The 19,783-nt window shown below is 61.0% G+C and carries 19 protein-coding genes, 1 tRNA gene and 2 pseudogenes; 7 read left to right on the top strand and 15 right to left on the bottom strand.

Translation table 11 applies throughout. The annotated features are described in order from the left end of the window. Positions 1-18 precede the first annotated feature (18 nt). The gene (locus tag B2G88_RS09610; RefSeq protein ID WP_087714641.1) at positions 19-1,059 is read right to left on the bottom strand and encodes a hypothetical protein; all 1,041 of its coding nucleotides are present in this window, start codon (positions 1,057-1,059) and stop codon (positions 19-21) included. Between the two features lie 140 nt (positions 1,060-1,199). Between B2G88_RS09610 and B2G88_RS09605 the strand changes: the two genes are divergently transcribed. Together B2G88_RS09605 and B2G88_RS09600 are read left to right on the top strand one after the other, a co-directional pair. Next, positions 1,200-2,648, top strand: a complete 1,449-nt coding sequence (locus B2G88_RS09605) for an MATE family efflux transporter (protein ID WP_087714640.1) — start codon at positions 1,200-1,202, stop codon at positions 2,646-2,648. 68 nt (positions 2,649-2,716) lie between these two features. Further along, the gene (locus B2G88_RS09600; protein ID WP_176393208.1) at positions 2,717-5,275 is read left to right on the top strand and encodes a heavy metal translocating P-type ATPase; all 2,559 of its coding nucleotides are present in this window, start codon (positions 2,717-2,719) and stop codon (positions 5,273-5,275) included. A gap of 31 nt (positions 5,276-5,306) precedes the next feature. On the opposite strand, the gene B2G88_RS09595 is transcribed toward B2G88_RS09600, so the two are convergent. Continuing rightward, positions 5,307-6,008: a phosphoribosyltransferase gene (locus B2G88_RS09595; protein ID WP_054863141.1), complete on the bottom strand. Its 702-nt coding sequence runs from the start codon at positions 6,006-6,008 to the stop codon at positions 5,307-5,309. Positions 6,009-6,428: 420 nt separating this feature from the next. On the opposite strand from B2G88_RS09595, the gene thiC reads away from it, so the two are divergent. Next, positions 6,429-7,868, top strand: coding sequence for a phosphomethylpyrimidine synthase ThiC (gene thiC / locus B2G88_RS09590; RefSeq protein WP_087714639.1), 1,440 nt, complete (start codon positions 6,429-6,431; stop codon positions 7,866-7,868). A 77-nt stretch (positions 7,869-7,945) separates the two neighbouring features. Next, positions 7,946-8,725, top strand: a complete 780-nt coding sequence (locus tag B2G88_RS09585; protein WP_087714638.1) for a DUF7839 domain-containing protein — start codon at positions 7,946-7,948, stop codon at positions 8,723-8,725. A 6-nt stretch (positions 8,726-8,731) separates the two neighbouring features. On the opposite strand, the gene B2G88_RS09580 is transcribed toward B2G88_RS09585, so the two are convergent. The 7 genes and pseudogenes from B2G88_RS09580 to B2G88_RS09555 form a co-directional block, all read right to left on the bottom strand. Next, the gene (locus B2G88_RS09580; protein ID WP_054862321.1) at positions 8,732-9,277 is read right to left on the bottom strand and encodes a hypothetical protein; all 546 of its coding nucleotides are present in this window, start codon (positions 9,275-9,277) and stop codon (positions 8,732-8,734) included. Between the two features lie 85 nt (positions 9,278-9,362). Continuing rightward, positions 9,363-10,019: pseudogene (locus tag B2G88_RS09575) on the bottom strand (proteasome assembly chaperone family protein); the annotation flags it as partial. Between the two features lie 168 nt (positions 10,020-10,187). After that, a pseudogene (locus B2G88_RS20180) lies at positions 10,188-10,307 on the bottom strand (PAC2 family protein); the annotation flags it as partial. A gap of 7 nt (positions 10,308-10,314) precedes the next feature. Beyond that, positions 10,315-10,494 (bottom strand): RNA-protein complex protein Nop10, encoded by a 180-nt coding sequence (locus B2G88_RS09570; protein WP_087714637.1) that lies wholly within the window; start codon positions 10,492-10,494, stop codon positions 10,315-10,317. Positions 10,495-10,502: 8 nt separating this feature from the next. After that, positions 10,503-11,303, bottom strand: coding sequence for a translation initiation factor IF-2 subunit alpha (locus B2G88_RS09565; RefSeq protein ID WP_087714636.1), 801 nt, complete (start codon positions 11,301-11,303; stop codon positions 10,503-10,505). Continuing rightward, positions 11,300-11,473 carry a 30S ribosomal protein S27e gene (locus B2G88_RS09560; protein WP_054862322.1) on the bottom strand — a complete coding sequence of 58 codons (174 nt, stop codon included), beginning with the start codon at positions 11,471-11,473 and terminating at the stop codon, positions 11,300-11,302. Before B2G88_RS09560 ends, B2G88_RS09565 begins: the two co-directional genes overlap by 4 nt. A 5-nt stretch (positions 11,474-11,478) precedes the next feature. Then, positions 11,479-11,760 carry a 50S ribosomal protein L44e gene (locus B2G88_RS09555; RefSeq protein ID WP_054862323.1) on the bottom strand — a complete coding sequence of 94 codons (282 nt, stop codon included), beginning with the start codon at positions 11,758-11,760 and terminating at the stop codon, positions 11,479-11,481. 160 nt (positions 11,761-11,920) lie between these two features. Between B2G88_RS09555 and B2G88_RS09550 the strand changes: the two genes are divergently transcribed. From B2G88_RS09550 to B2G88_RS09540, 3 genes are all read left to right on the top strand, one after another. Further along, a complete protein-coding gene (locus tag B2G88_RS09550; RefSeq protein WP_054862360.1) occupies positions 11,921-12,187 on the top strand; it encodes an HAH_0734 family protein in 267 nt (88 codons plus the stop codon). Between the two features lie 115 nt (positions 12,188-12,302). Further along, positions 12,303-12,737 carry a GtrA family protein gene (locus tag B2G88_RS09545; protein WP_245835341.1) on the top strand — a complete coding sequence of 145 codons (435 nt, stop codon included), beginning with the start codon at positions 12,303-12,305 and terminating at the stop codon, positions 12,735-12,737. Positions 12,738-12,803: 66 nt separating this feature from the next. Continuing rightward, positions 12,804-12,878: transfer RNA gene (locus B2G88_RS09540), tRNA-Met, on the top strand. A 209-nt stretch (positions 12,879-13,087) separates the two neighbouring features. Here the strand turns inward: B2G88_RS09540 and B2G88_RS09535 are convergent. The 6 genes from B2G88_RS09535 to B2G88_RS09510 form a co-directional block, all read right to left on the bottom strand. Then, entirely contained in the window at positions 13,088-13,594 is a 507-nt protein-coding gene (locus B2G88_RS09535) for a DUF7529 family protein (RefSeq protein ID WP_054862324.1), read from the bottom strand. 134 nt (positions 13,595-13,728) lie between these two features. After that, positions 13,729-14,154, bottom strand: coding sequence for a DUF7555 family protein (locus tag B2G88_RS09530; RefSeq protein WP_087714635.1), 426 nt, complete (start codon positions 14,152-14,154; stop codon positions 13,729-13,731). Positions 14,155-14,184: 30 nt separating this feature from the next. Then, a complete protein-coding gene (locus B2G88_RS09525; RefSeq protein ID WP_054862325.1) occupies positions 14,185-15,531 on the bottom strand; it encodes an ABC transporter ATP-binding protein in 1,347 nt (448 codons plus the stop codon). After that, positions 15,528-16,901, bottom strand: coding sequence for an ABC transporter ATP-binding protein (locus B2G88_RS09520; protein WP_054862326.1), 1,374 nt, complete (start codon positions 16,899-16,901; stop codon positions 15,528-15,530). Before B2G88_RS09520 ends, B2G88_RS09525 begins: the two co-directional genes overlap by 4 nt. Then, on the bottom strand, positions 16,901-18,646 hold the full coding sequence (locus B2G88_RS09515) for an ABC transporter permease (RefSeq protein WP_087714634.1): 1,746 nt from the start codon (positions 18,644-18,646) through the stop codon (positions 16,901-16,903). Before B2G88_RS09515 ends, B2G88_RS09520 begins: the two co-directional genes overlap by 1 nt. Next, positions 18,643-19,713, bottom strand: a complete 1,071-nt coding sequence (locus B2G88_RS09510) for an ABC transporter permease (RefSeq protein ID WP_054862327.1) — start codon at positions 19,711-19,713, stop codon at positions 18,643-18,645. Before B2G88_RS09510 ends, B2G88_RS09515 begins: the two co-directional genes overlap by 4 nt. Positions 19,714-19,783: the final 70 nt, after the last annotated feature.

Below are 19,783 nucleotides of genomic sequence, written 5' to 3'. Positions count from 1 at the left end.
TGCGGTGATGTGTTGTGATTACGCGTCGGTGTCGTCGTCCGGAAGATAGTGTTCTCGATGGACGAGCGTTTCCTCGCCGTCGGTGATGGCAAACACCTCGATCTGATCGCCCTCGGGGTGGTGCGAGATGTTTACCCAAGAGTTCGACCATGCGCCGGGGTCGTCGCCGTACACTTCTGATTCGCCATCGCCTATCGTCGCCTCGACTCGAACGCGGTCGGCCTCGATACCGGGGTCGTCGGTGAACTCGACTTGCACCCACTCGACATCGTCGAAGAAGTCGTTGTCGTCGTTCTGGTCTTGATCGTAGTCCCAGTCGATTGTTTCGACGACATCGTTGTCCTCGTCGATGACCTCATCTTCGAACACCTCCTCGAGATTTTCGGGTGGGTCGTCGACTTCGGCCTGGAAGAAGAGTCGCCACTCGTCGTCTTCAGTGACGAGTGCCCAGATCGAGTCGTTTTCGGTCGGATCGTCGACGGACAGTTGGACCAATGCGATCTCTTCGTCGCCGATTTCGTCCTCGAGATCGACCTCGGCGAACCAGAGCTCTGCACCCTCGAGTTCGAGGATGTCCTCGATTGTGCCGTCGTCAGTGACGACCTCCGTATCGAACAGTTCGTCGTCGAACTCCTCGCCGTCGCCGCCCTGGAACTCCCAGCCTGCTTCGACCCATACGGCTGGGTTGAACGGGTTCAGGCTGTGGCTGATTTCGTCGAGCGTGTCCATGTCGCCCTCGGCTGCGGCCTCGAGAAAGGTGTTGATGACGGCGATGAGTTCGTCCTCGCGCTCGTCGGCCGCGTCGTCGGTGGATTCGTCGTCACCGTTGTCGGCCGAGTCGGCTGTCGACTCGTCGGTATCGTCGGCCGAATCGGCTGGGTCGGTGTCGCTCTCGGTAGCATCGCCGTCATCGCTCGAGTCGTCGGCGCCGGTGTTGTCGTCGGAAAGACAACCGGCGACTCCAACGAGTGCAGTCGCGACGCCAGCGTGGACGAATCGCCGTCGGTGAAAAGAGGGCCGGTCGCTGTCGGTCGGGTGTGGGGAACCGTCTGTCGGCATACAGGTCGATTTGGCGGGCAGGGTATTCAATCGTTTGTTGGAATTTCTGTCCGCGAAACACGGCGCTGTTTCTCGGCTTTGGTGTGTAACGATACCACATCTCACGAGGTGTCAAGTACCCCGCGCCTCAGGATAGAGGTATGTCTGGCGGTTCATCACCGGACGAGAGCAATCTCACAGAGGGCTCGCTCGTCCGGCCGATGTTTCAGTTGGCGTGGCCCCTCGTCGTTATCCAGGTCTTACAGGTTGCATACAACGTTGGAGATACGTTCTGGCTCGGTGCGTTCTCGACTGACGCCGTGGGAGCGATCAGCCTCGCGTTTCCGCTGTTGTTCTTGCTGATCGCCCTCGGCGGCGGGTTCACGACTGCGGGTGCGATTTTGATCGCTCAACATACTGGTGCTGAAAGCGGTGAGGGTGGCCTCATCGCTGGACAGACGCTGTCGTTTATCTCGCTCGTTGCAGTCGGCCTCGGAATTGTTGGTTACTTCATGACCGATCCGATGCTCGCCGTACTCCCAGCAGATCCAGCGACCGAAGAGGCGATTATCCCGCTTGCAGCCGACTATCTGCGGATTTTCTTCCTCGGATTGCCGTTCGTCTTCGGCTTTTTCGTCTTCGTCGCGCTCATGCGCGGCTACGGCGACACCCGCGCGCCGATGCGCGTCATGTTCATCAGCGTCATCATCAACCTCGTTCTCGACCCAATCCTCATCTTCGGCGTCGGCCCCGTTCCACAACTTGGCATCAGCGGCGCAGCGATTGCAACCGTCTTCTCGAGAGCTGTCGCGACGGCGATTGGCTTTTATCTCCTCTACTACACGGCTGTCGGTCCCGAGATACGACCCGAACACCTCAAACCGCGTCTCGAGTTCGTCGAGAAGATTACGCGACTTGGCATCCCAACCTCGCTCGAGCAGTCGATGACGGCGATGGCACTGGTTGCGATGACGGCGATTGTCGTCACGTTCCCGCCGGAAGTCGTCACGGCCTACGGGCTGGGGAACCGGCTGATCTCGCTTGCGTTCTTGCCGGCGATGGGTATCGGGCAGGCGATGGATTCGATTGTCGGGCAGAACCTCGGCGCTGGCAAACCTGAGCGTGCTGAACGCGCGACGTGGCTCGGAGCGGCGTTCGTCGGAGCGTTCATGGCCGTGGCAGGAACTCTTGCGTTCTTGTTCCCGGAGCCGTTCGTCGCCGTGTTTCTCACCACGGAAGAGGCTGGGCGTGAGGCAGCGATTGCCCACGGCGTGACGTTCCTCCAGTTCGCCGCCTTTGCGTTCGTCTTCATGGGCGTCATGCAGGTGATTCAGGGCGCGTTCCGCGGTGCCGGGAACACGAAGACTGCACTCGTCTTCGCTGTGCTCGGACTCTGGCTCGCGCGATTGCCAGTCGCTTACATCTTGATCTTCGTCTTCGACTGGGGCACGATTGGTATCTGGACGGCTGTCGTCGTCGGCGACGTTGTCGGCGCAATTGGTGCTGTCGCGTGGTTCACGCGCGGCACGTGGAAGGACGCTATCGTCGACGATGACGATGAACCAGACGATCTTGAGGGCACGCCTGAAACCGAACCGATGGCTGAGTAGGGGTCACGCTCACGCTCGCTGATGGGTGGCGTCTACCGTTATTGCACTCGAGCGCGCACACATTCGGTGTGGACCAGCCATCGGGGGACGCATCGTGCTCGCTCTGTGGGCAGTCATGTACTGACGGAGCTGAAGCCAGGGGAACTGGCAGTGCGTTCGACGCTGCTGCAGCGTCCGACCGCCAGTACTGTTCGCATGGCTGTCAGGAAATCGCAACGACACTCGAGGGGCCTGCAAACTTCGGGGAGTCTGAGACACCCCACACACCCCGTGGCGAGCGATCCGATCCGTCCACCCAGACCAGCCATGACACCCACGCGGACGACGACCTCGAGCAGACGTTCGTTCGCATCGATGGCATGCACTCGGCGACGTGTGAGCAGTTTCTCGAGACTGTCGCGACGAACCGGCCGGGTATCGTCGACGCGCAAGCGAGTTACGTGACGGAGACGGTCAAAGTCACCTACGATCCCGATACCCAGTCGAAACAGGGACTCGAGGAGGCACTGAGCGGGGTGGGCTACACCGCGTATCTTCGTGAGGGGGCGTCCGGTGAGGGAACGGAAACGGACACAAACCGTCAACACACACCCGCCGATGCAACCGGCGGGACCCGCCGCGACCGCGAGATATCGGGCATTCGAAAGCGCCGCAGTGACGATATGCTCGAGGTGCGTTACATCGCCGGCATCGTCTTCGGGACCTTTCTGCTGGTTCCCTACGTCGCCGTGTTGTACCCGGTCTACCTCTCGGCGTTCTCGGACTGGTGGCTCCTGGCGCTCTACGGCGACGCGTTCGCGAGTTTCGACGGCGTCCTCATGCTGCCGATGTTCTTCGTCCTCACGGGAATCGTCCTCTATCTGACCGGACTACCACTCCTGCGAGGGGCGTACATCAGCCTGGTGCTTCGCCGACCGAACACACAGCTTCTCGCCGCACTGACGATTGTCAGCGCCTACGCGTACGGCACGCTTGCCTTCGTCCAGGGCCGGATCGACATCTACTACGATCTGACGATCATCGTCGCTGCACTCGTCATGGCCGCCCTCTTCGCCGAGGCGATTGCCAAACGCCGCGCGCTCGAGTGCCTCACAGACCTCACGATTTCCCAGGTCGATTCGGCGCGGCGGCTTGACGACGGAGAGACAGAAACCGTGCCAATCGCCGCTCTCGAGGCCGGCGACCGCCTGCTCGTCCGCGCAGGCGAACGTATTCCGGTCGATGGCGCCCTCGAGTGTGCGTGTACGGTCGACGAGGCGGTTGTCACCGGTGAATCGCTGCCGGTGACGAAAACGGCGGGCGAGTCGGTCGTCGGTGGAGCGGCCGTCACCGACGGCGCAGCAGTCGTTGCGGTCGGCGACGAGACGGCAAGTCACATCGACCACCTCACGGAGCACGTCTGGAATCTCCAGAGTGCCGATCACGGGGTGACACGACGCGCTGATGCACTCGCCGGGCGACTCGCACCGCTCGTCCTCGCGACTGTCGCCGTCGTCGCCATCGGGCAGTATGCACTCGGCGCACCCCCGGTGAGCATCGCGATGGCGGCCCTCCTGACCGTCATCGTCACGAGCCCGTGGGCACTCGGCTTCGCGACGCCAGTCGGTGTCGCTGCCACCATTCGGGATGCGATGGCGAACGGCATTGTCGTCTTCGACGAGACCATCTTCGAACGACTCCGCGCGGTCGACACCGTCGTCTTCGATAAAACCGGCACGCTCACGACCGGCGAGATGAGCGTTCTCGAGGCCGATGCCCCCGACGACCTGCTTCGCGCCGTTGCCGCTCTCGAGCAGCGAGCAGCCCATCCCGCGGCCGCAGCCATCGTGGCCGAATTCGGCGACGAGTCTGCAGCAACCGAGACGGCGACCCGCACAGATGGCGGCCTCGAGCAGCCGATTCGGGAGTTCGATAGTCACGGAATCGGTGTCTCCGGTGTCGTTGGCGATGAGCACCTGCTCGTCGGCCATCCCGCGCTCTTTCGGGAGCGAAATTGGACGCTCGAGGACGGCCTCGAGGCGCGCGTTCGCCAGGCTCGAGACGCCGGCCGACTGCCCGTCGTCGTCGGTCGCAACGGAGCCGCGGCGGGGCTGATCGTCGTCGGGGACGAACCTAGAGCAGGCTGGAAAACAACTGTGGAGGGACTTGCCGCACAGGATATCGACATTGTGGTCCTGACTGGAGACGAACGCGGCACAACTGCGTTCTTCGCCGACCATCCCGACATTAAGCACGTTTTCGCGGGCATCTCACCGGGAGGCAAGACTGCGGCGATCCGGCGGCTCAAAGCGACGGGAACGGTCGCGATGGTCGGCGACGGAACAAACGATGCGCCGGCACTCGCCGAAGCAGATTTGGGACTGTCGCTTGGCAGTGGGACTGCACTGGCAACTGATGCCGCTGACCTCGCGATTCTCGAGGATGATCTCGCAGGGGTCACCCGGGCGTTCCAATTGGCGGGTGCAGCACGCCGCCGACTCCGTCAGAATTTGCGAGTGGCACTCGTCTATAATGCGATTGTCATTCCGATTGCCGTTGTGGGATTGTTGAGTCCGCTGATTACGACCGCAGCGGTCGCTATCTGTGCGGGAACAATTGTGGCTAACGCGTGGCGGCCGCTCATTTAGGTAGTGCTGTAATTGAGGGACGGAGGCTGGGTCAGTTGTCGTCGGGCAGTCGCCACTGGCCGGGACCGCTGCGCTCGAGGACGTCACGACGGTCCATCTCCGAGAGAATCTCCGGCAGTCGGTTCGGCTGGGCGATTTCCATCTCGATGCGCTCGATGCTGTGGAACTCTCCGAGGAAGTGTCGAATCTCTTCCTGCGAGAACGTCTCTTGGTCTGCTTGCTCCATGACGCTCTCGGTGAGGTCGATCATATCCTCGATGAAATTCCACGGGTAGACGACCCAGGTCCACTCCTCGAGTTGCTCGCCAACGTAGTCCGGCTCGAACTCGCTGGTCTGGAGCAGTTGGAGCGTGGCGGTTCGAACCTCGCCCGCATCCCGGTCGTCGACATACTCGTAGGCGCGCTTGATCGAGCCGCCGGTGTCTGCGATATCGTCGATGATTAGCACGTCTTTGCCCTCGACACTCCCTTCCGGCATTGGGTATCGGACCTGTGGTTCGTCGGCCTTCTCGGCCGTCCCGACGTAGTGTTCCATCTTTAGGCTCGTCAGGTCGTCCAGTCCGAGGAAATCACAGAGACACCGCCCCGCGAACCAGCCCCCGCGAGCCAGCGCGACGATGACGTCCGGCTCGAACTCGTCGCGACGAACGTCGTCGCTGACGTCCCGGCACAGGCTGTAGATGTAGTCCCAGTTCGTGATCGTACAGTCGAAGTCCTCCGGTAGATCGGACATCTGATGGCCACCTACTCGAGTAGCGGAGTGGCACGCCCATAAGTGGGCTGAATACGGTTCGTGCGAACCGTTGTCTCATGAGCCGTCGAAGCTCAGTTTGTCAACGTTCTGTAGACTGGCTCCACGGAATTGCTGCGTAGGATTCAGACCCGTCGTCTTCGCGGCGGATCCGCGTATCTTGTTGATAAGTCAAGTTGCTGTCTAATTCAGACAGCGCCAGTTGAACGGGTGTCTCGCCTGTAGTCAGTACGACTCGTGTCGTGTGAATCGATTGCTTCCGTATCGAGCGTTCCAACAGGGACTGCCTCGAGACTCGTCAACGTACGTTGGCCCGCCCGTCGACTGGTCACAGTTTTCTCGACGAGGTGCTCGAGCCAACCAGATAACTATTTATAACTCGATAGTACAATCTAGTTATCGATGGCGAACACTCAGATTGCTGCCGCCCGCGAGGGAACGGTCACCGAGGAGATGGAACGCGTCGCCAAACGCGAGAACCGTGACCCCGAGTTTGTCCGCGAGCAGGTCGCCGAGGGCCAGGCCGTCATTCCAGCGAACACGAATCACGACGCGCTCGACGCGATGATCATCGGCCGCGACTTTTCGACGAAAGTCAACGCCAACATCGGCAACAGCGAGACGACGAGCGACCTCGAGACCGAACTCGAGAAACTCCACAGCGCGGTTCACTACGGCGCGGACACGGTGATGGACCTTGGGACGGGAAGCGATTTAGACGAGATTCGAGAGACACACCTCGAGCACTCGCCGGTTCCGATTGGGACGGTCCCGCTGTACGAAGCCGTCAAGCAGGCCGACAGTCCCGCAGAGATTACGACGGATTTGCTGCTCGAGATCATCGAGAAGCAGGCCGAACAAGGCGTCGACTACATGACGATTCACGCGGGGATTCTCGCCGAGCACCTGCCGTTGACCGATGGCCGCAAGACGGGCATCGTCTCTCGAGGCGGGTCAATTATGGCCTCGTGGATGGAAGAAAACGGCGAGCAGAATCCCCTCTTTCAGGTGTACGACGAGATCTGCGAGATTTTCGCCGAACACGACGTGACGTTCAGCCTCGGGGACAGTCTCCGGCCCGGCTGTCTGGCCGACGCCTGCGACGAGGCCCAGTACGCCGAACTCGACACTTTGGGAGAGTTGACCCGTCGCGCCTGGGAGCACGACGTGCAGGTGATGGTCGAAGGGCCGGGCCACGTCCCGATGCACAAAGTCGCCGAGAACGTCGAGCGCCAGCAGGAGGTCTGTGACGGCGCCCCCTTCTACGTTCTCGGCCCGCTCGTGACCGATATCGCCCCCGGCTACGACCACATCACGAGCGCAATCGGCGCGGCGATGGCCGCCCAGGCCGGTGCCGCGATGCTCTGTTACGTGACGCCCAAAGAACACCTCGGACTCCCCGACGAAGAAGACGTTCGCGACGGCCTCGCCGCCTACCGGATCGCTGCCCACGCCGGCGACGTTGGTGCCGAACGCCCCGGCGCACGTGACTGGGACGACGCTCTCTCGGAAGCCCGCTACGCCTTCGACTGGCGCGAGCAGTTCCGCCTCGCGCTTGACCCCGACCGCGCCCGCGATTCCCACGACCAGACCTTGCCCGGTGACAACTACAAGGAGGCTCGCTTCTGCTCGATGTGTGGCGTCGAGTTCTGCTCGATGCGGATCGACCAGGACGCACGCGAGGGCGACGGTGACGGGATGGAACGCCTCACTGAGGAAACCAACCTCGAGAACTCGCCGGCTGCCGAAGTCAACCTGCCGCCGGTTGGCACACACGAGGGCGCAGACATTCCGGGAAGCGAGCACGACCAAGCGCCTGCAGAACCGGCAAGCGACGACTGATCGCACAGTCACCGTCGACACCCACTCGAGCGCCACCGATCACGCACTTTTTTGCCCTACTCGAGAAACAGACACGTATGGTCGACGTCCTCGATAACAAGCGGGCCGCGACGCGATTCCGGATTCTCGTCCAGATCGCCGAGCGCCAGCCCGCGGTCAGCCAGGGTGAAATCGCCGAGGAAGTCGGCGTCACGAGTCAAGCTGTCAGCGAATACATCCGCGAACTGGTCGACGACGGCCTCGTCGAGAAGGAGGGGCGCTCGCGCTATCGCGTCACTCGAGAGGGCGTCGACTGGCTCTTTCGGGCCGCCGACGACGTCCGCCGGTTCGCAGACCACGTCACGGGTGATGTTCTCGGCGCGATGAGCGAGGACGCTGCACTCGCGACTGACGATATCGCGGAAGGCGATACCGTCTCGCTCTTTTTAGATGATGGCCTGCTCCATGCCGAACCGGGCGATGCGGGACCAGCAACTGGCATCGCGACCACCGACGCAACCGCCGGCACCGACGTCGGCGTGACGAGCTTCGAGGGCGTCATGGAACTCGAGCCCGGTTCAGTGACTGTCGTCCAAGTTCCGAGCGTCCGAACCGGCGGAAGCCGAGCGCTCGACGAGGAGACCGTCACCGACGCCTGTGACGCTGCCGACCGCGTCGTCGCGACAGGCATCGAAGCCATTGTCGCCTGCCGGCACGCCGACGTCGAGCCGGCAGTGACATTCGCCGTCGGCGAAGTCGCCGCCGACGCTGCCGAACACGGACTCGAGATCACTGTCGTCGCGACCACCGACGCCGTTGGCCGTGTGACGGACGCGCTGCGAGACGCTGACGTTTCGTACGAAGTGCTCGAGGGCTAATCACGCTCAGGCTGGTGCGCCGACGTGTTCGTAGATGTAGCCACCGAGACAGCCGATAGGGACCGTGAACCACGCAGTGTAGAGAAACCCGATGTACGTGAAGCCGCCGGCGAAGCGGAACGACTCGTGGACCGGGCCATAGTATGCGGAGCCGATGCCTGTGAGTATCGCGGCGAGGCTGAACCCGAACAGTCCGGCGAAGGCAAGAAGATACGTCAGGTGGACGGCAAGGAGACCACCAATCAGACCGGGCTGTGGAATTGCTGTCGAAACGAACCGCCAAGCCACAGCGGTTGCGACGAACGCAGTCGGCACGACGAGCGGGAGCGAAACGAGTGCCGCACCACCCAGAAGCGGACCACTACCCGCCGGACCGAGCGGCCTCCCATCGATCAGGAGCATCAACCCGGCGAACGTGACTGCGCTGAACAGTGCCGCCGTTGCACCGGCATAGCCCGCACCAACTGCTGGATCGTCCGCTCGAGGCAGTCGACCGGGTCCGTACCGGTGACAAACGCCATCGATGCCATCGATTACACGTGCTGTTGCCATACTGAGGTGTACAACCAGTTGACAAAAATACGTTTGGATTGCTGCAGTGGCCGGTGTCGATACGAGTGAAGAAAAGTTGGCCGCGTTAGCCGATATAGCGCAGATCGTCGTCCGTCGGCACGTCCATCTGCTGTTGCTGTTGTTGCTGTTCCATCTCCTGGATCTTGCCGATGACGTCTTCCATCTCGTCGGCACGGTCGTCCAGTCGCTCATAACCCAGTTCGATCTCGAGGACCGTCTCGAGTACCTCGAGCACCGCGCGAGCACTTTTTGGATCGACGAGATAGCCGCTGGTCTCGCCCATCAGGCAGGCTGCCTCGAAGCCACGACGTTTGCCGAGGCCAAGGAGGAGTCCGGAGACGCCGACAATGCCGCCGGCCGGTTCGTCCTCGCGGAACTCGACGCCCGCGGCCTCGAGTGGCTCGAGCATCGACTCGTGGGTGGCCGCGCCGATAACGGCGTACTCGTCGATGAGTTCCCCGGTCGGAACGCCACCAAGGGCGTACAGCTCCGATGCGCCGAACTCCTCGGCGATGTCGAGGAAGGCATCGGTCAAGAGGTAATGGCCCTCGTTCGTCTGGGCCTGATGATCGCCAGTCAACAAGAGCAGGTCCCGACCCTCGGGGATCGAAACGGCATAGATTTCGGTGCAGGTCAGGTCCGCGACGCCACCCTCGACGCTGACTTGCGGCGGGAACTCCTGTGAGTAGACTCGACGAACGAGCGTGGCCTCGCCCTCGAGGCTGCTCGTGATTGTCTCGTCGCTGTCGGACTCACTGTCGGTGTCTGTGTCAGTAGTGTCGTCCGACTCACTCTCGGTGTCGGCGTCGGTTTCACCGTCATCCGCAGCCTCGGAGTCGGCGTCCGACGTCTCCGCAGCCTCAGCGTCTGCCTCATCGTCAGCGTTCAGTTCCTCGAGTAGGTGATCAACGGCGAGTTTGCCAACGTGGCCAACACCCGGCAACCCCTCGACGAGAACGGGGTCGTCCAGTTCAACCTCGGCGACCGCCTCGATCTCGAGTTCGTCCATACCCGTATCAGCGATTGCGACGCTTAAGAGACCGTCGGTACTCGCCGTGTGGGTCGGATGGATTAAACGGCGCAGGGGCAGTGTTTTCGGCCACTGCACCGCAGTCCGGACAGGAGTCAGAAAGGGTATACACCGGGCTGTCGTGGGTCTCGCGCCACGCCGAACACACCCGAATGTCGGATTTCATCGGTTGGATTACTCGTCGTCAGTGCGGCGCTCGCGGTGATACTCACCGTCGCCATCGTGTCCTTCGATAGCGGTAACTGCGCGCTGAGCACTTTCCTCGAGTTGGGATTCGGCCGTCTTGTAGTTCGGTGCCTGCACCGTGATGCGGTACTCGGGTGCACCGACGTAGCTCACTTCGAGGTCGACCTCGTCGGGCACCTCTCCGTTGCCTTCGGCAGCCTCGAGTGCCTCGCGGATGCCGTCGACGCCACTTGGTGATGGATTCTCGAGGTCGACGTAGCCGGTGACGTTGACGTACGGCACCGAAACGTTCTCGCGAGCGGTATCGACGAGCGAATCGATCTCCTCATCGGTGAGGTTCGTGCTCTCGAGGGCTTCGTGGCCGTGAATTGCAGCTTGCTTGAAGCCGTCGTAGAGACTGCCCTGTGCGTTGATCAGTTCGTTCGCGATTGCCGTGTAGTCCTCGTCGTCGATGTCCTCCTCGAGGGCGAGGTCCATCCAGTTGTCTGCTTTTTGCTCGTTTTTCCACTGCTGGATCTTCTCCGAGCGCTGGTGGTCGTTGACGTCTTTGAGCGAGAGGTCGATCTGCTCGTGCCCCTCGTCGACGTCCAAGACCTTGCAGACGACGATCTGGCCCTCGCGGACGTGATCGCGGACGTTTTTGATCCAGCCGCTGGCGACTTCCGAGATGTGGATGAGTCCGCGTTTGTCCTTGTACTCCTCGAGATCGACGAAGACACCGAAGTCCTCGATTTCGTCGATCTTGCCGACGACGAGTTCGCCGGTGTCGGGCCAGCCGCTATATTTCATCGTGACTCGACAGTTTCGATGATCTCGTGTTCGATCTCGGCTTTGCCGCCGGTTGGTCGCGCAAGCGTGGTGCCACAGACGGCACAGGCGACCTCCGTGGAGGCTTTGCCGAAGACGGTCTGTTCGTTCTCACAATCGCCACAGCGGACTGAATAGAAATTTCCTGCCATTGTAATCACTCCTGGAACTCAAGTCGGCCGGCACGCCATCCTTGGCGGAGGTGGGCTTTGCCACACTCGCCACAGCGGTACGTAAGGTCGGTTTTCTTGGTTGGCTTCTCGCCGGCTGGCACTTTCGAGAAGCGCCCGGAGTTACCAATGCTCGAGGAGTTGCGCTTGGTTCGGCGCGCGTCCCATTTCATGCCGCTGGAACGGCCGTTTCGAGTTTTCTCGACTTCGTGTTCGTGGTGTTCGTTACAATGCGGGCAGTACGTATTGAATCGGCGTGGCATCTGCATGGTTATCTCACTTGCTGTGGCCTATGGTAGGCCAGTTTAAAACCCGTTTGGTTCGTCCTCGAGTGTGTGGGAGGAAGCCCCACTATCTGGACGCAATCGGGCGGAATCGACCGTGGCCGTGTTCGAAGCGTTTAATCGTCTCTCCTGTGAACTGCGAGGTATGAAGCGGCTCATCATCCACGGCGACCCCGGCATCCGAAAGGGAGCCATTATCGAACACGACGGGGACGAACTGGTCTGCTTCGGGATCAATCGCAACGGTGAGTGGCACGGCCCCGAAACGGTCCAGTTGTGGTGTACCGTCGGCACAGACGCCGAATACGAAGACTTCGCGAAGCGAAACTTCATTCCGCACTTCCTCGATGTCGACCGCGCCGACGCCGAGGATGTCACCGTTATCGAGCCACGCGGCGAACTCGCGCTGTAATCATCTCACACTCTCGTTTCCGCTTCCAGTACGCTTTTCGTGTGTTCTCTCACGTGTTAGATACTACCTTGAGGTCAGCACACACGACTCCACTGCTGACAGCGGTGATGCAGGAATGATCGAGGCCTTACAGATGCGCCTTCGGGCACTGCGTTCGCGGAGTCGTTTCACCCAGTTTGCAGGCGTTGGGTTCGCTGGCGCAACCGTTGATATCGTCGTGTTGTTCGCACTGGTCGAACTCACAGTGCTTGGGCCAGTGGTCGCGAAAATGATCTCGTGGGAACTGTCGATCATCGTTATTTTTGCCATCAACGAGCGCTGGACGTTCTCGAGTTACGGCGAGATGGGTGTTCGCCCGCTCGGACGGCGATTCCTGCGCTCAAATGCAGTTCGATTCGCTGGCTTTCTTGTCACGCTCTCCGTGCTGGCGGTCCTCTATCACCAGTTCGGCGTCTGGTACATGGCGGCAAACGTCATCGGGATTGGCGTTGGCTTTTTTGTCAACTACACCTGTGAGTCCCTCTACACGTGGAAGGTCCACCAGGGGTAGCGGTAGAAACCCGCACACGGCGTCCGAATCACAACCCTTAATTAGTTCACTCGGGTATGATGTGATAGCGGGATGGGATAGCCAGGAGATTCCGGCGGGCTCATAACCCGCAGATCGGTAGTTCAAATCTACCTCCCGCTATGTTTTGGCGCGAACAAATTCGTGAGCGCCATCCATAGCATGTGGTAGTTTGAACCAGACAGCGCTCGAGCAAAGCGAGAGTGCTGGCGTGGTTCAAATCTACCTCCCACCTTGTGACACCCAACTCCTCGAGCAACAGCGATAATACGGCCGTCACTCGAGACAGTACCTAATACATCACTGCGAAAAGCCACACTCGAGCGAGCCGATCAGGAGTCAGGAAGCAGCGGGTCGTATTCCTCGTGTTCGAACGTGCCGAGGATCGTGCCGTCGATTGTTTTGACGTGGGTATAGAGGACGTCTTCGTCACGCGCGGCTGTAATCATGCCTTGGGCTCGAGCGAGGGTATATCGCCCAGCGATGAGAATCGAGCGCTCGTTGTCGGGGTCGATGAGTTCGGTGATGAGGTACTTGTGGCCGCCGATGATCGATCCGTATGCCAGATACTCGGTGTACGCATCGCTGTCGTAGGTCTCGGAGAACGGCTCGGCGTGGTTGTTCGGAAGGACGTGGAACAGGCCAAACGAGTCGGTCGAGCCGGTGTCACGTCCCAGCGTGTCCGTCTGGGCAGCTTTGACCGTGAGTACGTCCCAACCGTCATCGCGCCGTTCCTCGGCAATCGTCTCGAGGTCCTCGAGCGTTCGTTTCCAGGCGTTCGATGCGACGTTGGGGCCGCGACGCTGGGCGTCTGCAGACGTATCGGTCTCGTCGGTCATAGGATAGATGGAGGAACGAAGTGGAGAGGGATAACCCTTTTTTGACCGCTCGAGCAGCGATGTGGGTTAGCGGTGGCCGAGTCGGCGGTGGGCGGGTTCGGAGTCGGCCGTTTGCCGCCCGGAGTCTGACCGATTCAGGTGACGCCGAAGACGGTCTCGAGGAGAAACGAGACCAGCAGGATGAGGACGCTCGCGAGGAGCACCTTCCCAGCCGTCGTCATGCGTCGCTCGGGTCGGGGGAGTCGAACCCAACGGTTGGGTGGCAGTGCGCGCACGAGTCGCTGAAATCGGGTCGTCGGCTGGGAGTCTGCAAGCGAGTCACCGGTTCGGTCTTCCTCGAGGTCCTCCGGCGAGGTTGGCCAGAGTTTGATCGTTGCGTACGCGAGGAGTATCCAGCCGGTGACAAAGAGTAATTCCTTCGCGCGGACGCTCCCGCCACCGGTCGCAATTGCGAGCACGCCGCTTGCGACTCCCGCAAGGATGGTCAGGGTACACGCGTACGTCAGGGCGTCAGCCCAGATGCGGACGCGGCGTCGAATCCACAGGCGGGAGTCAGACATTGGAAACTGAATCGAATATGAGCGGAGTCGTTAGCGGTGTCGGTCGTCGAGGACCGGCCCCGGCTCGCGGTAGTCATCGTCGTGTCGATGACAGTAGCTGCGGTGCTCGTCTGCGTCATCGCCGACGGTGTAGTACGACGGCTCCTCGCGCTCACAGACGCTGCCGAACTCCTCGTGGAACAGGTCGATTGCCTCGCTTTCCTCGTGGTTTTCGGCATGTGTCGCAATCCGGTCCAGGACGGATTCGATGCTCGAGGGAACCTTGACGTCGCTGAACAGTTCGTCGTAGGTTTCGTCGATTGTGCCAAAGCGGGTGTCTTTCCCAACTGCGGCACGCACGCGCTCACGAATCGAGCGCTCGGCACGCTTGCGCTCGGCGAGCGTGCTCTTGAGTGCGTTGAGACGCATCCAGAGTTCGTCGTCGAGGTCCTGATGGTTCGGCGGCCGAATACGGGCCGGACAGCGCGTGCTGAACGGACAGCCAGCCGGAGGATACCGCGGATTCGGCGGTGTGCCCTGAAGTGTGATCCGATCTCGATCAACTGTCGGATCCGGTTCGGGAATCGCCGACAGCAGCGAGTGTGTGTACGGATTCGACGGGTTCGAGAACAGTTCCTCGGTGGGTCCGATCTCCATGATGTTTCCGAGGTACATCACGGCAACCCGATCACAGATGTGCCTGACGACCGAGAGGTCGTGTGCGATAAACAGGTACGTGAGTCCGAACTCCTCCTGAAGGTCCTCGAGCAGGTTGATGATCTCGGCCTGGACGGAGACGTCGAGTGCGGAGACTGGCTCGTCGAGGACGACGAAGTCAGGCTCGAGTGCGAGCGTCCGGGCGATGCTGATGCGCTGGCGCTGGCCGCCGGAGAACTGGTGAGGGTATCGGTAGTAGTGTTCGCGCTGGAGACCAACCGTCGAGAGGAGTTCTTTAACGCGCTGGTTTCGCTCGCGTGGAGTCTTCCAGTCGTGGACATCGAGCGGTTCGCGGATGATTTCGCCAATCGTCATCCGGTCGTTGAGACTCGACTGCGGGTCCTGAAACACCATCTGGGCGTTTCGTCGCCACGTCTGGAGTTCGTCGCTACCGAGTGTCGTGATGTCGGTGCCGTCGAAGCGAATGTCGCCGTCCGTGGCTTCCTCGAGTTGGAGCAGTGTTCGTCCGAGCGTCGTCTTCCCGCAGCCGGATTCGCCGACGAGCCCGAGCGTTTCGCCGGGGCGGATGTCGAAGGAGACGCCGTCGACGGCTTTGACTGGCGTCGAGTTGAACAGGCCGCTGTTGTCGTAGTAGGTTTTCAGGTCGCGGACTTTGACCATCGCCTCGTCGTGTGCGCCCATCGATGATTCGGCTGCTGACTCAATCGTTTCCTGGCTCATTCGCTCTCACCTGTTGGATCAGTTTCAGTAGCTTGTGCTGCCGTTCGTTGTTGATGGATCGCAAGCGCCTCGTCGCTCGAGCGGTCTTCGGGGTAGAGCAGACAGGCTGCAGTGTGGTCGTCTTCGCCCTCAGTGACGGGCACTGATTCGGGATGCATCGCGGTACACTCGTTGAAGGCTTTCGGACAGCGCGGCGCGAACCGACAGTACGTTGCCGGCTCGTTCGGCGTTGGCACGTTCCCTTCGATTGTCTGCAGTCGGTCGCCCTCCTGTCGTCCCGGAATTGATTGGAGCAGCCCGCGCGTGTAGGGGTGTTTTGGCTCGGCGAACAGCGTCTCGACGTTGGCCGATTCGATCACTTCGCCCGCGTACATCACGTTCACGCGATGGCTGATTTCGGCAATGACGCCCATGTCGTGGGTGATGAACATCATCGCGAGGTCGCGTTCCTCTTGCAGTTCGGCGAGCAAGTCGAGAATCTGGGCCTGAATCGTCACGTCGAGTGCCGTCGTCGGCTCGTCACAGATCAACAGCTCCGGCTCACACGCAAGCGCCATTGCAATTACCGCTCGCTGGCGCATCCCACCGGAGAACTGGTGGGGATACTCGTTGACCCGTCGCCGCGCATCCGGAATCCCAACATCCTCGAGCAACTGGGCTGCCTCTCGAGTCGCTTCCTCGCCGCGCAGTCCCTGATGGAGTCGCAGCGCTTCTTTGATCTGATTCCCGACCGTATAGACGGGGTTCAGACTCGTCAGCGGATCCTGAAAGACCATCGCGATTCGGCCGCCACGCATCTGTCGCTGTGGCTCGCCACTGAGTCGCGAGAGTTCGACGAAGCCGTCTGTAATCGACTCCGGCGAGCCGGGATCGCCACCCGTCACGAAGACACAGTCGTCGTCGCTGACATCGAGACCGAGTTCGGACCCGTATCCAGCGGCAACCACGTCCGCAAGCGGGACGTCGGCTGCTCGTTCGTAGCCGAGATCGCCTGGCGTCACGGAGACGCCGGGCTGGTTGAACGCGGACGGATCGTACTCCTCTTCGAGTCGGTTGAGATCGACCGTTTTCCCGGGGAACGAGGAGGCGTACTCTTGGACCGTCTCGAGGTGGGTGAATCGGGCGCTACTGCCCTCGAGGATGCGGCCGGGGGAGTCGACGAGTCCCATAATCGAGCGGGCGGTCACACTCTTTCCGGAGCCACTCTCGCCGACGATGCCGACCGTTTCGCCGGGTTCGATGTCGAAGGAGACGCCGTCGACGGCGCGAATCGTCTCCTTGTCCGTAAAGAAGGCTGTCTGGAGGTTCTGTACCTCGAGGATCGGCTGTGTATCGCTGGTTGTGTTCTCGATTTGAGATTCCATAGACATTATCCACCACCTCCGGCTGCTGCGGCACCGGTGTCGTCGGCGGCACTTCCCTCGTCGCCGGTGTCGGCCTCGGGGTCGATGGCGTCGCGGAGGCCATCGCCGAGTGCGTTAAACGCCGTGACGACGAGGACGATCATCAGCCCGGGGATGGTCGCGACGTGCCACGAGGCAGTCGAGACGTACGGTTCGCCGTCACTGATCAGTCGGCCCCACTCGGGCGTCGGTGCGTTGATCCCGAGACCGAGGAACGAGAGTGCGGCGGTGAAGATGATGATGCCACCGAGCAGCAGGGAGCCGTAGATCATCAGATAGCCCGCGATGTAGGGGGCCATGTGTTTTCGCATCGTGTTCACCGGTGTTTGCCCGTAGCTCTTTGCGGCGTCGACCCACTCCTCTTCGGCGACCTGGAGGGATGGACCACGGATCGAGCGCCACATCCCTGGCCAGTAGACGAACGCGAAGATGAGACCGAGAAGCACGCCACCGTTGAGTGGCTCCGCGAGCATGTGATCACCCTGATCGAAGATCACGGAGAGCATCATCACGAGCAAGAACGCCGGAATCGAGATGATCGTATCGCTGGCGATCACCGTCACGACGTCGACAGCGCCCTTGTAGTAGGCAGTCAGCAGCGACATGATTACAGCGACGGCACCGCCGAGGCCGATTGCGAGCAGGCCGATGACGAGCGACGTTTGCGCGCCATAGGCAATGTGCGTCAGTAAGTCTTGCCCGCTCGCCGTTGTCCCAAGCGGTGCCCAGCGGTCATAGTTGTCGTAACTCAGCGGCCCAATCGTGTTCTGGCCGTCGGACTGACTGTCGAGATTCGCGCTGCCGTGGGTGATCGTACTGATCTCGCCCTCGTCGTCGAGGTACTCTATCTCGTAGGAGTACGGCGAGTAGATGTCCTGTTCGGCGGTGGTAGGACTCACTGCGGGTGCCCACATCGCCGTCACGATGAACAGGATGACGACGATCAGCCCGAACAGCCCCCAGTAGTGAGTGCGGAGTCGGCGGAACGTATCGTCGCGCGGCGTCCAATCGGCCTGGCGGTAGTGCTCACGGAAGACGTTGTAGCCACGCCAGAGCCACGCGATCATCACGAGCGCGTAGCCGTAGACGAGGAGCATTCGAATCCCCCACGCAACGGCCGGTGAGAGACCAAGGAACGTTCCTTCCCAGCCACCGTCAGGCGTCCGATGGCCTTCGTTCGAAACGAGTTGATCGCTGGTCAGCGACGGGAGCGTCGAGACCAGATCAACGGGTGCAACGACGGCAGTCCGGACGAGACCGCCTGCTGGCGTGAACGCCAGTACGGCCGCGACAGCCGCAAGAACGAGCGTCAGTGCGACGCGTTCGACCTGCACTGCGGTCTCGCGACTCATCCGGCCAGTCAGTCGGTCGACGGCCGACCACGGAAGCAGTTTCAACACGACGATGGAAACGCCAAACAGCAATACGAGCGTCAGTGCGTCACTGACGAGATAGCCGACGAGTGAGATCGTCGCATCGCCGACGTTACCGCCGATCCACGCCGGCAGCGTTGCAACCGCGTCGAAGACGAACTCGAGTGCGGTTCCCACCGTGGTCAACCAGCCCGCGATTCGTCCAAGCTCGAGCAAGAGTAAGACAGCGAGAACGCCAGCCCAGCGAAGTGCAGGCTGGGGGTTGGCTCGGACGCGCTCGCGAAGCAGTGTCTCGTCGGGTACCGATTCGGCCGTCTCGTCGGAGGTGTTCGTACTCATCGTTCGTACCCCACTCGTGGATCGATGATCGTGTAGAGGAAGTCCTGAAGGATGTTCAGGAAGATGATGATCAGTGTGAAGATAAACAGGAGTGCGCCTGCAAGCGGCAGGTCACCCTGCGTGATGGCCAGGAAGAAGATCCGGCCGAGTCCGTTGATGTTGAAGATCGACTCGACAATCACGGAGCCACCGATCAGCAAGAACGCTTCGTTGGTGATGACCGGCACCAGCGGGATCAACGCGTTCCGGAAGACGTGCTTCCAGACGATTGCGCGTTCTTTGAGGCCTTTCGCTCGAGCCGTTTCAACGTAGTTCGAGTTGATCGTCTCGAGGATTGCGGTGCGGCCGATACGTAACTCTGCGGCCATCGACGCCGAACCGAGAACGATTGCCGGCGGCAGGATGAGCTTGATATCGACTGCAAGCGCACCCCAGTCAATCCCAGTGAGAAGTGGAACCGAGACGGCACCGAAGGCGTCGATCCAACTCACCGAGAAGAACGCCAGATCCGGCGTTCCTGTGATACTGCGGATCTCTGGACCGAAGGTGTACCAGTCGAATCCGAGCCAGCCGCCGCCCTGGGTCTGTCGCAAGAGGGCGAGCAGGAGGATACAGAGCCAGAAGTTCGGCATTGCCTGCCAGAGGATACCACTGACGGAGGCTGTGTAGTCGCCCCAGCTGTTGGGACGGAGTCCGGCGTAGAAGCCGAGCGGGATCCCAATAAAGAGTGGGAGGAGGATTGCCCAGAAGCCGAGCCAGAGCGTTGGCGGCCCGGCAGTCATGACAATCGAGGTAACTTCCCAATCTCCGTAGACGACCCAGGACTGGCCCAGATCGAATGTCAAGAAGTTCGTTACAAAATCCAGGTACTGTTCCCAGAGCGGATCGTTCAGTCCAAGCCGCTCACGCATTCGTTCTGCTTCAGCACCGGTCGCTTCTGGGCCAAGTCTGGCCGCAACGGGATTGACCGGTCCCATCCGCAACAGCACGAACATAAAGGTAAGGACGAGAAACAGCACCGGAATCGAGAGGAGGAGACGTTTAAAGAAGTATCTCCATCTACTCATGGAATATCACGTACAATTCTGCACACGTTCTGGAGACGATGTTGCATACGTAACTAATATGTTAGTTTTT

The organism is Natronolimnobius baerhuensis (genome assembly GCF_002177135.1).
GTDB lineage: Archaea > Halobacteriota > Halobacteria > Halobacteriales > Natrialbaceae > Natronolimnobius > Natronolimnobius baerhuensis.
Note: the sequence above shows the minus strand (reverse complement) of the source record. Positions and strands in the feature narration are given on the sequence as shown.

Bases quoted from the DNA above. Each gene is read 5' to 3' on its own strand.
- B2G88_RS09515 (WP_087714634.1), bottom strand. From the start codon at position 18,646: ATGAGTACGAACACCTCCGACGAGACGGCCGAATCGGTACCCGACGAG.
- B2G88_RS09570 (WP_087714637.1), bottom strand. From the start codon at position 10,494: ATGAAATCCGACATTCGGGTGTGTTCGGCGTGGCGCGAGACCCACGAC.
- B2G88_RS09595 (WP_054863141.1), bottom strand. From the start codon at position 6,008: ATGTCCGATCTACCGGAGGACTTCGACTGTACGATCACGAACTGGGAC.
- B2G88_RS09605 (WP_087714640.1), top strand. From the start codon at position 1,200: ATGTCTGGCGGTTCATCACCGGACGAGAGCAATCTCACAGAGGGCTCG.
- B2G88_RS09525 (WP_054862325.1), bottom strand. From the start codon at position 15,531: ATGAGCCAGGAAACGATTGAGTCAGCAGCCGAATCATCGATGGGCGCA.
- B2G88_RS09580 (WP_054862321.1), bottom strand. From the start codon at position 9,277: ATGGCAACAGCACGTGTAATCGATGGCATCGATGGCGTTTGTCACCGG.
- thiC (WP_087714639.1), top strand. From the start codon at position 6,429: ATGGCGAACACTCAGATTGCTGCCGCCCGCGAGGGAACGGTCACCGAG.
- B2G88_RS09545 (WP_245835341.1), top strand. From the start codon at position 12,303: ATGATCGAGGCCTTACAGATGCGCCTTCGGGCACTGCGTTCGCGGAGT.
- B2G88_RS09530 (WP_087714635.1), bottom strand. From the start codon at position 14,154: ATGTCTGACTCCCGCCTGTGGATTCGACGCCGCGTCCGCATCTGGGCT.
- B2G88_RS09555 (WP_054862323.1), bottom strand. From the start codon at position 11,760: ATGCAGATGCCACGCCGATTCAATACGTACTGCCCGCATTGTAACGAA.
- B2G88_RS09520 (WP_054862326.1), bottom strand. From the start codon at position 16,901: ATGTCTATGGAATCTCAAATCGAGAACACAACCAGCGATACACAGCCG.
- B2G88_RS09585 (WP_087714638.1), top strand. From the start codon at position 7,946: ATGGTCGACGTCCTCGATAACAAGCGGGCCGCGACGCGATTCCGGATT.
- B2G88_RS09535 (WP_054862324.1), bottom strand. From the start codon at position 13,594: ATGACCGACGAGACCGATACGTCTGCAGACGCCCAGCGTCGCGGCCCC.
- B2G88_RS09610 (WP_087714641.1), bottom strand. From the start codon at position 1,059: ATGCCGACAGACGGTTCCCCACACCCGACCGACAGCGACCGGCCCTCT.
- B2G88_RS09510 (WP_054862327.1), bottom strand. From the start codon at position 19,713: ATGAGTAGATGGAGATACTTCTTTAAACGTCTCCTCCTCTCGATTCCG.
- B2G88_RS09560 (WP_054862322.1), bottom strand. From the start codon at position 11,473: ATGGCAGGAAATTTCTATTCAGTCCGCTGTGGCGATTGTGAGAACGAA.
- B2G88_RS09550 (WP_054862360.1), top strand. From the start codon at position 11,921: ATGAAGCGGCTCATCATCCACGGCGACCCCGGCATCCGAAAGGGAGCC.
- B2G88_RS09565 (WP_087714636.1), bottom strand. From the start codon at position 11,303: ATGAAATATAGCGGCTGGCCCGACACCGGCGAACTCGTCGTCGGCAAG.